The sequence below is a fragment of the Halobacillus litoralis genome, from assembly GCF_009856445.1.
Taxonomy (GTDB): Bacteria; Bacillota; Bacilli; order Bacillales; family Halobacillaceae; genus Halobacillus; species Halobacillus litoralis.
This window is the reverse complement of record NZ_WMFA01000002.1, coordinates 690228-704398: the sequence shown is the minus strand read 5'-3', so window position 1 is coordinate 704398 and position 14171 is coordinate 690228. Positions and strand designations below refer to the sequence as shown.

Sequence of the window (14171 nt, the reverse complement as noted above, 5' to 3'; positions counted from 1 at the left end):
AACAACCTCCAAAATTTCTTTAATGTTTCACACAGATTTAGATTTTAGCAGAACTTCAAGGGTGTGTAAAGGTTTTTTCCATTACATAAAAGGAAATTTCATTCCTTTGCCTTTTTTCCCTTTCGTATTGCTCATTTGTTTCATCATTTTCTTCATTTCTTCAAACTGCTTCAACAGTCTATTGACCTCTGAAACAGAAGTTCCGGAACCTTTAGCAATCCGCTTCTTACGGCTTGCATTCATAACAGAAGGGTCCTGTCTTTCATTTTTAGTCATCGATTGGATGATGGCCTCGACATGAACAATCTGCTTGTCATCGAAGGACACATTCTGAAGGCCCTTCATTTTGTTCGCACCAGGAATCATGTTTAAAATTTCATCCAGCGGCCCCATATTTTTCACTTGCTCCATCTGCTCAAGGAAATCCTCAAAAGTAAAGGAAGCATTACGCATTTTCGACTCCAGCTCTTTCGCTTGCTTTTCATCCACCTGCGTCTGTGCTTTTTCAATTAAGGTGAGCATGTCGCCCATTCCGAGAATCCTTGACGCCATACGCTCGGGGTGGAAAGTCTCAAGCTGGTCAAGCTTTTCACCCATACCTGCGAATTTAATCGGTTTACCTGTCACGGCTTTGATGGATAATGCGGCACCACCACGGGTGTCTCCATCCAGTTTCGTGAGAAGAACACCGGTAACGTCCAGCTGCTCATCGAAGCTTTCTGCTACGTTTACAGCATCCTGACCCGTCATGGCATCGACAACAAGGAAAATCTCATCAGGATTGACAGCTTCCTTGATTTCCTGCAATTCACCCATCAAGTCGCCATCAATATGCAAACGACCAGCGGTATCAATGAGCACATAATCATGATGCTCCTCTTTGGCTTTGGCTATCGCATTTTTGGCGATGTCCACAGGATTTGCTTCGGTACCTTCCTCATGAACAGGCATATCCAGCTGTTTTCCGAGTGTCTGCAATTGCTGGATGGCAGCTGGACGGTAAACGTCCGCACCAACGAGTAATGGCTTCCTGTTGTAGCTTTTGCGCAACAGATTCGCAAGCTTCCCGGTAGTGGTCGTTTTACCTGCCCCCTGCAAACCGACCATCATAATAACCGTCGGAGGACGCTTGGCAACAGCAATCTTACTTTCGTCGCCACCCATCAGATCGGTAAGCTCTTCTTTAACAACTTTGATAACCTGCTGCCCAGGGGTCAGGCTTTCCATGACCTCTTGACCGACGGCGCGTTCACGGACACGCTTCACAAAATCTTTAACGACTTTAAAGTTTACATCGGCCTCAAGGAGGGCGAGACGGACCTCCCTGGTCATCTCTTTTACGTCTTGTTCGTTTACCTTCCCTTTGCCTTTGATTTTCTTGATCGTTTCCTGCAAACGGTCGGATAAACCCTCAAATGCCATCGAAGATCCCCTCCTATTCTAATTCTTGTAATTCGTGCAGCCATGATTCATAAGGGGCAGGGAGCTCGTCTTTTTTAAACTGAGCCTCCATTTCCTTAATCACTTTCTGCCGCTTTTCAAACTTCCCATATAGATGAAGCTTTTTTTCATATTCTTCAAGCATCGTCTCTGTTCGGCGAATATTATCGTAAACGGCTTGACGTGAGACATCAAAAGTTTCCGATATTTCACCAAGAGAATAATCTTCGAGATAGTACAACTCCATATAGTTTCTCTGCTTAGGAGTTAACAACGATTGATAGAAATCAAATAGATAATTAATCCGTGTCGTTTTTTCAAGCATGCTTGAAGCACTCCTTGTTAAGTGAAATGCCTTTACACATAAATACTAAAGGAACATGTACCTTTATGTCAAGGCTTATGAAAGTTCTTCTTCTTCTTCATATTCTTCAATCATATCTGCGAACAGACCATAAACGAAAGCATGAGCATCGAATGTTTCAAGATCGGTCACTTTTTCTCCCAGGCCGACAAGTTTTACCGGGATCTCCAATTCATTTCGGATGGCAAGAACGATTCCGCCTTTTGCTGTTCCATCAAGTTTTGATAGGACAATGCCGGAAACATCCGTCGCTTCGGAAAATGTTTTTGCCTGGCTCATTGCATTCTGTCCTGTTGTAGCATCCAGGACAAGCAGCACTTCATGAGGAGCTCCAGGAATTTCACGTTCAATGACACGTTTCACCTTGGAAAGCTCATTCATCAAGTTCACTTTATTTTGCAGACGACCGGCAGTATCGCAGATGAGAACATCGGCATTCTTCGATTTCGCCGATTGAATGCCATCATAAATGACAGCAGCAGGATCACTGCCTTCACTATGCTTTGTGACATTCACCCCTACACGTTTGCCCCACTCTTCCAGTTGCTCTATAGCACCTGCACGGAATGTATCTCCTGCGGCAAGGGTTACGTTCTTCCCTGCACTTTTCAATCGGTGGGCGAGTTTACCAATGGTCGTTGTTTTCCCTACGCCATTTACGCCAACAAATAGATAGACTGTCAAACCATCTGGATTCTCATTCAACCCTTCGATCTCTTCAGCGCGATCATCACCGTAGTAGATTTCAACCAGTTTTTCGGAAATAATTTCTTTCACTTTTTGAGGATCCTGAACGTTTCTGCGTTTCACTTCCATTTCCAGCTCCTCAATCATTTCCATCACGGTTGTAACCCCGACATCAGCAGAAATCAACACTTCCTCTAATTCCTCAAAGAAATCTTCGTCGACGGTTCGGTAACGAGCGACGAGATCATTAATTTTAGTTGAAAATGAATTCCTGGTTTTAGCCAGTCCCATTTTAAATTTAGAGGCGATCGATACTTTTTCATCCTCTTCCTGACTCTCTGGATGATCATCTTCTGTCATAGATTCATCCAGAGCTCCTACATTCTCCTCGTCATCATCAACCACAGATGATTCTGCAGCCTCTTCTTCTACTTCCTCTTCAGGTTCAGTTGCGTCTTCTCCATCCAAAGAGTCTTCCGTTTCTTTCTTTTCTGTTTCTCCCTGAAGGTCGGTCACCTCTTTATCTGCGCTATCTGAGAGTGGTGCATCGGACTCCTGAGAATCCTCCCGATCGTCGGAATCCTCTGTGTCTTGGGCCTGCTGTTCCTCTTTTTTTTCATCCGACTCAGGATCTTTTACGAATTTTTCTTTCAGTTTCTTAAAAAAACTCATCGAATCATCCTTCCTATGCTTCCAATAATTCCGGTGTTTCTTCTAGTCTGACAGATACAAGTTTAGATACCCCTGACTCTTGCATGGTCACACCGTAAAGTACATCCGATTCTTCCATTGTCCCTTTTCTGTGAGTAATGACAATGAACTGTGTCTTTTCACTGAATTCTTTCAAGAATTTAGCAAAACGATCCACGTTCGCTTCATCCAATGCTGCTTCCACCTCGTCCAGTACACAAAATGGAACAGGACGGACGCGCAGAATCGAGAATAGCAGAGCGATTGCTGTCAGAGCACGTTCGCCACCTGATAGCAAACTCATATTCTGCAGTTTCTTACCCGGAGGCTGGGCAACAATATCAACACCTGTTTCTAACATGTCATTCGGATCAGTGAGTTGCAAGTCGGCTCGTCCTCCACCGAACAAAGTACGGAAGACTTCACCGAATTCAGCACGGATTTTAGTAAAGGTATCTTCGAATTTCCGTTTCATTTCACCGTCCATCTCATTAATGACTGTATGAAGCGTTTGTTTGGCTTCCAGTAAATCGTCTTGCTGGCCTTTCAGGAATTCGTAACGCTCTTTAATCCGGTCATACTCATCGATGGCACCCAAATTCACAGTGCCAAGCTCTTCAATAGCCCGCTTGATCAGCTTGACCTTCGTTGATGCTTCATCAATATCACCGACTCCCGGATAGTCTCTCTTCGCTTTTTCAAATGTCATCACATACTCTTCCTGCAAGTATTGAAGCATATTCTCAAGCTCCACGTCCAGCCTGTTTGCTTTGACTTCCTTCTGCTGCAAATCCTGGGTGAAGTTTTGATGCCTACGCTTCCATTCTTTCAGGCTCTGTTCTGCCTGCTGAATGTCTGCAGCAAGCTCTTGACGCTCTTTCCTCTTCGAATTGATGGTCGAAGCCGTTTCTTCTTTGGCCGTACGCATGCTTTCAATTTGGGATTGAATCTCATCTTCCGTCTGGTTGGACTCTTTAACCTCCATCAGCTGTTGATAAGAGACCCGGTTGCCTCGTAACTCCTGCTCTATCAAGTCTTTCTCCTGCTGATAACGATCTGTTTTTTCCTTTTGGTTGTTTACCGATGATTCTTGCTCGGCTAGTTGGATTTGAAGCTTCTGCTTACGTTCCTGCAAGTTAGCTTCGTCCTCTTTCTGACGTTCTTTTGTAGTCGTCAGTTCTTCGATCTTTGTATTAATCGAGACAAGTTGTTCCTCTAGAGTTTGCAGGGTTTCATCAAGGTCGCTCAACTGCTGATCTGCATGGTGAGAATCCTGATCGTATTGAGCCTGGTCCTGGTCGAACAATTGAAGTTGATCATTCAAATGGTTGAGTTTCAGCTGCACTTCTCTTTGGTCGGACTGTTTTTCATACTCTTCCTGCTTTAACTCCGAGAGTTTCACATTCCACTGCTCTTTTTCCTCTTCCTGCTCAGCCAAGGTTTCTTTCAACTTCTTTACTTTATTCTCAACTTCCAACGCCTTTGCATCATAAGCAACGATTTTCTCACTAAGTTCCTGCAATTCCTTTTCTCTTGTAAACAAGGATTGTTTCGATTGTTTTTTGGCCCCTCCTGACATGGAGCCGCCAGGATTAACGACATCTCCATCAAGCGTCACAACCCTGTATTTTCTATTCAATACGCGGGCGATTTGGTTTGCGTGCTCCAACCCTTCAGCTATGACGATATGACCCAGAAGGTGCTGGATTGGTTTTGAATGGGCCGGATCATATTGGATAAGGTCGGCTGCTACTCCTACATACCCCTCTTGTTGTGAGAGCGATGCAGCCCCATGGACAGAACGAGGTTGAATCGAGGTAAGAGGAAGGAAAGTAGCTCTTCCTTTATTGTTCGTTTTTAACCAGTGAATCGCCTGTCTTCCGGTTTGTTCATCTTCTACGACAATATGTTGTGCCTGAGCACCCAGGGCAGTCTCAATCGCTGTCAAGAGATGAGAAGGGATATCGATCAATGCGAGCACGGCTCCATGAATCCCCTGCAGCTGGCCTCTTTGGGAAGCTTTCAAAACCTCACGGACGCCATGGAAATACCCGGAGAAGTCTTCCTTCATCTCTTCAAGCATTTCCTTTTTCGATCGCATGTTCTCCAAATATTGATAGCCTTTATAAAGCTTTTCCTGCCATTCCTGATACGTCTGTTTGTTTTTTGCGTGTTTCTCGTTCAACTCCTGGACTTGCGTCTCCAACTCTTCCCGTTGTTTTGTAAGGTTTCCCAACTCTTTTGTCATTGAAGTCAATGTTTCTTCAAGCGTAGCTCGTTCACTTCTAAGATCTTTGAATTTATCAATCTGACTTCCCTTTTTAGAGTGAATTTGGTCCAACTGTTTTTCTAAGAGTTGTTTTTCGTTCCGTTTGGCTGCCTGCTTATTAAGCAATTCAATATATTCACTCTTCAAATCTTCAATTTCTTCTTCAATTAAATGAAGATCCTGTTTTAATGCTTGAGTGGTTTGGTTTAGTTCTTCCTTTGTAGATTCTCTTTTTTCTTTAATCTGTGCTAACTTTTGGGCTTCTTCTTCGGCGATTGACTTTAAATTCACCAGTTTATCAGAGAGATCTTCGTAGGCCTCTTCCAATTTGGATTTATTTTCTTCAAAATGTTTATGCCGCTCTTTCATCAGCTGCTTTTTACCCTCAAGGTTTTCGAGGTCTCTTGTTAAAGAGAGCAATTTTTCCTGCATATTTTCTATAGAAGCATCCAGAATTTCCACACGATCTCTTTGATCTTTTAGTGAAGCTTCATCCGCCTCGATCTTCCCACTCAACTCGTTTTCCTGGGTTTTAACTTCTTCCAGTTCTTTAAGGATTCTTTCCCATTCCCCATGAACCTGCTGTATCTGAGTGATCAATAATGAGATCTCAACATTCTTCAGTTCGTCTTTTTTCTCTAAGTAATCTTTCGCGACAGCCGCCTGTTCTTTTAACGGTTCAAGCTGACCATCAATCTCCCATATGATATCTTCCACACGGTTCAAATTTTCCTGTGTTTCCGACAACTTATACTCTGCTTTCTTCTTCCGCTGTTTGTACTTAAGAACTCCTGCCGCTTCTTCAAAAATGGAACGGCGGTCTTCTGCTTTGGAGCTGAGGATTTCTTCTACTTTACCCTGGCTGATGATAGAGAAAGCTTCCCTGCCAAGCCCGGAATCCATGAATAGATCTACAATATCCTTCAAACGGCATGTCTGGTTATTTATATAGAACTCACTTTCACCGGAGCGGTAAACGCGTCTCGTCACGCTGACTTCCTGATAATCCAGAGGCAGTGCCTGGTCTGTATTATCAAGAGTCAAAGTCACTTCTGCCATATTCAATGGAGATCTGGTTTCACTACCTGCAAAAATGATATCTTCCATTTTGCTACCGCGAAGCGACCGGGCTGATTGTTCACCTAATACCCATCGAATCGCATCCGTTATATTACTTTTTCCACTACCATTCGGTCCGACGACAGATGTGACTCCAGAAACAAAATCCACGGTCACTCGTTCGGCAAATGATTTAAAACCTATCGTATCTAATTGTTTGAGGAACATATTCATCCTCCTGTTTTTTCACAAATCTTTCATTCACTCAACTTATATATTTTATCATAAAGAACGCCCCTACGGTAGGAACCCCAGTCTACTTTTATAACACCATGTGAAATCCCATTCAACATATTCTCCCTTTAGTTGAAGACTCAGTTTCGAGATTTTTGTTGGGTGGAAGGGGGCTGCGGGGAATAGCTCGCTTTCCGCGGGAGCGCGGTGAGCCTCCTCGGGCTGCGTCCTACGGAGTATCACCCTGCACTTTTCCCGCAGTACGCAGTCCGAGGAAGCTCGGCGCTCCCCCCACAGGAAAGCGAGTAGCTTCCCAGCCACCCCGGACGCTCAACCCGGGCAACGAACCCCGGAAAGTCTCGAAAGTGAGTCTTCAAGAAACCTGCCATATACTTTAATAAGTAATTATATTAATGAAGGGTTTTAAAATTCGGCAAAGTCCTTTATCATATGTAATAGTCTATATAACGAGCCCTGAAGGAGGATTCATTTTTGAGTTTACAAGAACCGAATCAAGAAAACCTGGAAACCATCATCAATGACATGGCTGAAAAACTGCAGGTCGTGAACCGTTCCCTCATGGACCCAGAGGATTACGATCTGAATAAATACGAAGAAATCAAATCCCTTCACGACATCATTGAAATGAAAGGGCAATTGAGCGTTTCTGAAATACAGGCATTCGTTCAGGAACTTGGCCAATACAGAAAATAACCAGCCGTAAAAAAGACCGTTTCGGAGTCGCTCTCCGAAACGGTCTTTTTATAATTGCTTTTACAGGCGGATTATAAGTGGGCTCCTTGGTTTTCTAACGCCTGTTGAGCCGCTTTCTGTTCCGCTTCTTTCTTCGTTCGGCCTACACCAATTCCGCCGATGTCATCCTGAATCAGTACATGAGCGATAAACTCCCGGCTGTGTGCAGGTCCTCTCTCTTCAACGATTTCATATTCAATTTTACTGTTTTTATCCCGTTGAATAAATTCTTGTAGCTGACTTTTGAAATCCATCGCATGAGAAAAAGCACCTTTTTTCACTTTCGGATACACATACGCTCTTAAGAACTGTATGACTGCATCGTAACCCTGGTCTAAATAAAGAGCGCCAATGAACGCTTCAAAAACATCAGCAAGCAATGCCGGTCGATTGCGTCCTCCGGTCAGCTCTTCACCTTTACCAAGTAAAATCAGGTCTTGGAAATTCAGCTCATTCGCAAATTCTACTAATGAGACTTCACACACAATCGAGGCTCTGAACTTCGTAAGCTCTCCTTCAGCCATATCCGGGAACTCGCGGTACAAATACTGTGAGACTCCTAGTTCAAGAACGGCATCTCCCAAGAATTCCAGCCGTTCATTATCCTCTCGATCGGTTTTCCGATGCTCATTCACATATGATGAATGTGTAAAAGCCTGTTCCAGTAACGAGATATCATTGAATTGTAATTTTATCTTTTTCTGGAAACTGGAAAAATCATCCATAAATCACCTTGTCCTTTGCAATGAATTTCTTGAAAAATATAGGAAAGGCTGCCCGAATAAACGGACAGCGATCCTATTACGACTGGCTGCTTATGTAATTCACAGCGTCGCCTACTGTATTGATTTTTTCAGCTTCTTCATCAGAAATTTCCATATCAAACTCGTCTTCAAGCTCCATTACAAGCTCAACGACATCAAGAGAGTCTGCTTCTAGATCTTCTTTGAAGGAAGCTTCCATAGTCACTTTAGACTCATCAACATCAAGACGATCGACGATGATTTGTTTTACACGATCAAATGTTTCTGCCATTGGAACCTCACCTCCCTTCAGTAATTATAGTAATGTGTGTCCAAAAGCGCAAGAGGCTGTTTTAGCCCCGGCTCATAGAAACCGTCGTCCCTTTACTCTAAATGAGATGGACGATTCATAAGATTAGGTTATTACATGACCATGCCGCCATCGACATGCAATGTTTGACCTGTCATGTAAGCTGCATCTTTGGAAGCTAGAAAACGGACAACGCGCGCAACATCTTCCCCTTCACCAAGACGTTTGAGTGGAATCATGGCAAGCATTTGCTCGCGCTGCTCATCTGTAAGGGCATCTGTCATATCTGTCGCGATATATCCGGGAGCTACAGCGTTCACGTGGATGTTTCTAGCGGCTAATTCTTTAGCATTCGATTTGGTCATACCGATGACACCCGCTTTAGCAGCGACATAATTTGCCTGCCCGGGGTTCCCTGAAACACCAACGATTGATGCAACGTTGATAATTCGTCCATACTTTTGTTTCATCATCTGACGTGTCACCCCTTTTGTACAGAGGAAAACGCCTTTCAAGTTCGTATCAATAACGGAATCAAATTCTTCTTCCTTCATTCTCATCAGGAGATTATCCTTTGTAATCCCTGCATTGTTGACAAGGATATCCAAACGTCCGTATTCATCAACGACTGTTTTTACCATACGTTTGACATCGTCATCATTAGAAACGTTAGACTGTATTTTAATGGCTGCACCGCCCTGTTCATGGATCTCCTGAACAACCGCCTCAGCTTTATCTTCGCTCCCTGCATAATTGACGGCCACTTTCGCTCCTTGACGAGCAAGTTCAAGCGCAATAGCCTTTCCAATTCCACGGGATGCTCCTGTGACAAGAGCCACCTGGTCCTGTAACATTACGATTCCTCCTTATACCAATCGATGAACGCTTGCAGTGACTCTGGGTCCTGTACACTGAACGTTTTCATACGACGTTTTACTTTTCGGACAAGACCACTCAATACTTTGCCCTGTCCCACTTCTACAATCGCATCGACCTCTTCTTCGACGAATGCCTCAAGGATCTGCTGAAACCTTACAGGGGAGTATAGTTGTTCAACGAGAAGCTGTTCTATTTCTTCCGCATTTGTGACCGGCGCAGCAGTCACATTAGCATATACGGGCACGTTGGCATCATAGATCTTTGTTTCAGATAAATGGTCAGCAAAATCATCACTGGCTGACTTCATGAGACGAGAGTGGAATGGACCACTGACGTTAAGAGGGAGTACGCGCTTCGCACCTGCCTCTGACAACTGTTCAGAAGCTTTCTCCACGCCTTCCTTTGTTCCAGAAATGACAATTTGACCTGGACAATTGATGTTGGCAAGGTCAACGGCCAGCTCCCCATCAAAGTCACGCAGAACCTCTTCTATTTCTTCTTGTGAAAGGCCAAGTACAGCCGCCATTGTTCCCATGCCTGTAGGGTAAGCTTCTTCCATCAGCTTCCCACGGACATGCACAAGTTGTACGGCTTCCATTGGATCCAGTGCTCCAGCTGCGACCAAAGCACTGTACTCTCCTAGACTGTGACCTGCCGTCATAGAAGGAGCCACTCCTTCTTGCTGTAGTACACGTTGGATAGCTATACTGTTCAAAAGCAATGCGGGTTGAGCATTTTCTGTTTTCGTTAATTCTTCTGAAGGGCCTTCGAACATTAAACGAGTTAAAGAATATCCAAGAGCTTCATCCGCTTCATCAAACAATTGTTTCACAGCAGGATAAGCCTCATACATCGCCTTCCCCATACCTACTTCCTGGGACCCCTGCCCTGGAAAAACACATGCGATTCGCTTCATGATTCATCCTCCTCTTTGTCCATTTCAGCAAGTGTTGTTGAAATGGTATTCGTTACATCAAGCTCAATCATGTGGCAAGCCTGACGGATTGCATTCAAAACAGCTCGATCATTGGAAGAGCCGTGCGCCTTAATGACAGGTGCGGCCAAACCAAACAACCCTGCTCCGCCATATTCACTATAATCGAGCTGGGCTTTTAAATTTCGCAGATCATTTTTTGCTAAGCCAGCCGCAATTTTTGTTTTAAAGTTACTCATAAATGTTTGTTTAATCATTGAGAACATCGTCATAGCCGTTCCTTCAATCGTTTTCAAGGTTACATTCCCTGTGAACCCATCAGTGACGACTACATCGGCTACGCCTTCAAGAAGATCACGAGCCTCAACGTTCCCGACAAAGTTAATCGGAGCTTCTTTCATCAGTTCAAACGCTTTTTTGGTCAAGTCACTTCCTTTGCCGTCTTCCGTACCGACATTCAAAAGTCCGACTCTTGGCTGCTTAATTTCTCGTACATTTTCCGCATAGATACTCCCAATCACTGCATATTGCAACAAGTGATCAGGTTTTGCATCCACGTTTGCACCGACATCCAGCATAAGAAATCCTTTACCGTCCGACGTTGGAAGAGTCGGGCTAAGTGCAGGCCTGTCGACCCCTTTCATTCGACCGACGACAAACAAACCTGCGCTCATCAAGGCCCCTGTATTTCCAGCAGATATACAGCCATCCGCTCGCCCTTCTTTCACTTCCGTGGCCGTCAAAACCATAGAGGATTGTTTCTTTCTCCTCACCGCTCTTACCGGCTCATCATCAGAAGTGATCACTTCTGTAGTATGTAATATAGACACATTTGACTGCCCTTTTAAGAAAGGTTTGATTTGATCTTCATCCCCTACAAGGGTGATTTCCAAACCTTCAATTGTGTCTGCGGCCATTACCGCCCCTTTTACGATCGCTTCTGGGGCATTGTCGCCGCCCATAGCATCAATGGCTAGCTTCATTCTCGATCCATCTCCTTCTGTTGGTTCGAACGATACATCTCAAAAGTTCCAGCAAATACTTCTTCGTTGTCGACGTAACTATGCACATTCACAAGTGTTCGCCCTTTTTCATCGTCGCCTTTGACCGTCGCTTTAGCCACCACACGTTCTCCAAGTTTTACTGGACGTGAGAATGTAATTTCCGACTGGGCCGTAAGCGCCAGTTCATCATTAATCAAGGCAACGGCGAGAGAGTTAGCCTGTGCGAATAAGTAGTGACCTCTGGCTATATGGTTTCTGGAAAAGACATGTTCCGGACGGATGTCCAAGATTGAAATCGCACGGTCGTCCAATTCCAGGTCGACCACTTCTCCAATGATTTCTTCCACAGGCAAGGCTTTTACCGTTTCATTCCATTCCTGCGTGGCGACTGACTTGATCCGTTCCCGCAGTTCAGGAATTCCAAGTTCCATCCGATCCAGCCTTATCGTCTGAATACTGACCCCGAATGTCTTTGCCAGTTCTTCGTCTGTAATGAAGGGGGTATGGTCTATTTTCGTTTTCAATTCTTCCTGACGTACTTTTTTAGACTTCTTCATACATATGCCACCGTTCATTTAGCCATAAATTCTTGCTTTATGACTAGGTACTAATAGTAATATATAATACCAAGTTCAATTACGCAAGGATTTGCTTATGATTCCCTATTTTCTTATCAATAGTAATCCCACTACAGTCTGACTCTGAAAGGTTTTGTTCAGGGGAAAGAAAAAAACACCCGGCATTTGAGCCGAGTGTTTGAAAGTTAGTCCAACACATTGCCAAGAAGATGTTGGTCACTGTAGACGTGCTCCTTTAAAGCTTTGTAACGTTCATCGTTATCCAGGGTGTTTTCCATAATTATTTCAGCGGCATCTTTTCTTGCGGTTTCAAGAGCCCGGTAATCATGGACCATGTCTCCGACTTTGAACTCAGGTAGACCACTTTGTTTTTTGCCGAAAAAGTCACCAGGACCACGCAGCTTCAAATCTTGTTCGGATAATTCGAACCCATCATTCGTCTCGGTCATAATTCTCATCCGTTCTTTTCCTACGTCTCCCTTGGGATCACCAAGAAGAATACAGTAACTTTGATCTGCTCCACGCCCAACACGGCCTCTCAACTGGTGAAGTTGGGAAAGACCAAACCTCTGGGCATCATAAATGACCATAACAGTTGCATTCGGTACATTCACACCCACCTCTACGACAGTGGTGGAGACAAGAATCTTCAGCTCGTTTGCTGCAAATTGTTGCATAACGTTTTCTTTTTCTTCATTGTGGAGACGACCATGCATCAACCCGACTGATGTGGCGGGCTCAAAAACAGCGCTGAGTTGATCATAGAGATCAATGGCATTTTGAATATCAAGTTGGTCCGACTCTTCTATCAGCGGACAAATGACGTAAGCCTGGTGCCCTTGATCAATTTCTTTCTGAATGAAGCTCAACACACGGTTGGTCATTTCTCCCTTGACCCAGTACGTATCTACAGGTTTCCTACCTGCAGGCATTTCATCAATCACACTTACATCCATATCGCCGAAGGCTGTGATCGCAAGCGTTCTCGGAATAGGTGTTGCCGTCATGAAGAGAACATCAGGAGAAAGACCCTTATCCCTTAATGCCCGGCGCTGTTCCACCCCAAAACGGTGCTGCTCGTCAACGATAACGAATCCAAGGTTTTTGAAGACCACCTCATCCTGGATCAATGCATGGGTTCCGACCAGGATGTCAATCTCTTCCTGTTCTACGGATTCTAAGATCTCTCTCCTCCGCTTTCCTTTAATAGACCCGGTCAATAAAGCGACCTTCGCACGCCCCTCAAACATTTCTTTCAAGGATTGATAATGCTGTTCTGCGAGAATTTCTGTTGGGACCATCAAAGCTCCCTGATGTCCTGCGGTAATGGATGCATATAGAGCGATTGCAGCAACAGCCGTCTTACCTGAACCAACGTCTCCTTGCAGTAGTCGATTCATTCTGTGAGGACTTTTCATGTCGGTTAAAATTTCTGCAAGCGACCTTTTCTGTGCAGACGTTAATTCAAATGGCAATGATTGAACAAAGGCAGTCAATTGCTCATTGTCATAGGTTTGTACAACCCCTGAGGTAGATTCACGGTTATGTTTTCTTAAGAGCTGCATTTTCAATTGAAATAATAGAAACTCTTCATAAATAAAACGGCGTTTTGCATGTTTTAACATCACCCGGGTTTCCGGATAGTGCATTTGATTTAAAGCTTGAGGACGGTCTGGGAGCTTATAAGCAAGAGCCAGATCTTGAGGAAGAATCTCGGGAATATCTGTACTGTAATCATCAAGCGCGTGTTTGATTACTTTCCTCAATGTGTTGAGGTTGACCCCTTCTTTCAATGTGTAAACCGGCTGAATGGGTTCCTGACTTTTGGACTCTCCCTTTTTGAACTGGCTTACTGTTATTTGAAGTCTTTGTTGATCCCATTTCCCTGTCACCGTAACGGTGTCTCCTTGATTCAACTGTTTCTTAGCAAAAGCGCGATTGAACATGACCGCTTTTACAGCGAACTGATCAACTTGAAGAGTAAAAGTCAACCGCGATTTCTTCCTGCCATAAAAACTTAGAGCAGGTTCAGAGACAATTTCACCTTCGATGGTCGCCTTCTCATTGTGCGTAAGTTCAGTAAGAGGCTTCACTTCATAGGAATCATAACGGTGGGGAAAATAGAATAATAGGTCCTCGACTGTAAAAAGTCCCAGCTCATTTAATTGCGATTGTAGTTTGTCACCTACTCCTTTGACTTCACTGATCGATTGGTGCAGCACATCAT

12 protein-coding genes are annotated in these 14171 nt (G+C 44.2%); 1 reads left to right on the top strand and 11 read right to left on the bottom strand.

Annotated elements, in window-relative coordinates; genetic code table 11:
* Positions 1–81: 81 nt before the first annotated feature.
* The 4 genes from ffh to smc form a co-directional block, all read right to left on the bottom strand.
* Positions 82–1422, bottom strand: a complete 1341-nt coding sequence (gene ffh, locus GLW00_RS08790) for a signal recognition particle protein (protein WP_160913154.1) — start codon at positions 1420–1422, stop codon at positions 82–84.
* Between the two features lie 13 nt (positions 1423–1435).
* Positions 1436–1765, bottom strand: a complete 330-nt coding sequence (locus GLW00_RS08785; protein ID WP_115824939.1) for a putative DNA-binding protein — start codon at positions 1763–1765, stop codon at positions 1436–1438.
* A 75-nt stretch (positions 1766–1840) separates the two neighbouring features.
* The gene (gene ftsY, locus GLW00_RS08780; RefSeq protein WP_160913153.1) at positions 1841–3163 is read right to left on the bottom strand and encodes a signal recognition particle-docking protein FtsY; all 1323 of its coding nucleotides are present in this window, start codon (positions 3161–3163) and stop codon (positions 1841–1843) included.
* 13 nt (positions 3164–3176) lie between these two features.
* Entirely contained in the window at positions 3177–6737 is a 3561-nt protein-coding gene (gene smc, locus GLW00_RS08775) for a chromosome segregation protein SMC (RefSeq protein WP_160913151.1), read from the bottom strand.
* A gap of 498 nt (positions 6738–7235) precedes the next feature.
* Here smc and GLW00_RS08770 point away from each other — a divergent pair, with 498 nt between their 5' ends.
* On the top strand, positions 7236–7457 hold the full coding sequence (locus GLW00_RS08770; protein WP_160913149.1) for a DUF1128 domain-containing protein: 222 nt from the start codon (positions 7236–7238) through the stop codon (positions 7455–7457).
* Positions 7458–7528: 71 nt separating this feature from the next.
* Here the strand turns inward: GLW00_RS08770 and rnc are convergent, their stop codons facing one another.
* The 7 genes from rnc to recG all read right to left on the bottom strand — a co-directional run bounded on the left by rnc (position 7529) and on the right by recG (position 14166).
* Positions 7529–8221 carry a ribonuclease III gene (gene rnc / locus GLW00_RS08765; RefSeq protein WP_160913147.1) on the bottom strand — a complete coding sequence of 231 codons (693 nt, stop codon included), beginning with the start codon at positions 8219–8221 and terminating at the stop codon, positions 7529–7531.
* Between the two features lie 76 nt (positions 8222–8297).
* The gene (acpP, locus tag GLW00_RS08760; protein WP_035505393.1) at positions 8298–8531 is read right to left on the bottom strand and encodes an acyl carrier protein; all 234 of its coding nucleotides are present in this window, start codon (positions 8529–8531) and stop codon (positions 8298–8300) included.
* A gap of 131 nt (positions 8532–8662) precedes the next feature.
* Positions 8663–9403 (bottom strand): 3-oxoacyl-[acyl-carrier-protein] reductase, encoded by a 741-nt coding sequence (gene fabG, locus GLW00_RS08755; protein WP_160913145.1) that lies wholly within the window; start codon positions 9401–9403, stop codon positions 8663–8665.
* The gene (gene fabD, locus GLW00_RS08750) at positions 9403–10344 is read right to left on the bottom strand and encodes an ACP S-malonyltransferase (RefSeq protein WP_160913144.1); all 942 of its coding nucleotides are present in this window, start codon (positions 10342–10344) and stop codon (positions 9403–9405) included. The genes fabG and fabD overlap by 1 nt, the downstream gene beginning before the upstream one ends.
* A complete protein-coding gene (gene plsX / locus GLW00_RS08745) occupies positions 10341–11345 on the bottom strand; it encodes a phosphate acyltransferase PlsX (RefSeq protein WP_160913142.1) in 1005 nt (334 codons plus the stop codon). The genes fabD and plsX overlap by 4 nt, the downstream gene beginning before the upstream one ends.
* Positions 11342–11923 (bottom strand): transcription factor FapR, encoded by a 582-nt coding sequence (fapR, locus tag GLW00_RS08740; protein ID WP_160913139.1) that lies wholly within the window; start codon positions 11921–11923, stop codon positions 11342–11344. Before fapR ends, plsX begins: the two co-directional genes overlap by 4 nt.
* Before the next feature lie 206 nt (positions 11924–12129).
* Positions 12130–14166, bottom strand: coding sequence for an ATP-dependent DNA helicase RecG (gene recG, locus GLW00_RS08735; protein WP_160913137.1), 2037 nt, complete (start codon positions 14164–14166; stop codon positions 12130–12132).
* Between the last annotated feature and the right edge of the window lie 5 nt (positions 14167–14171).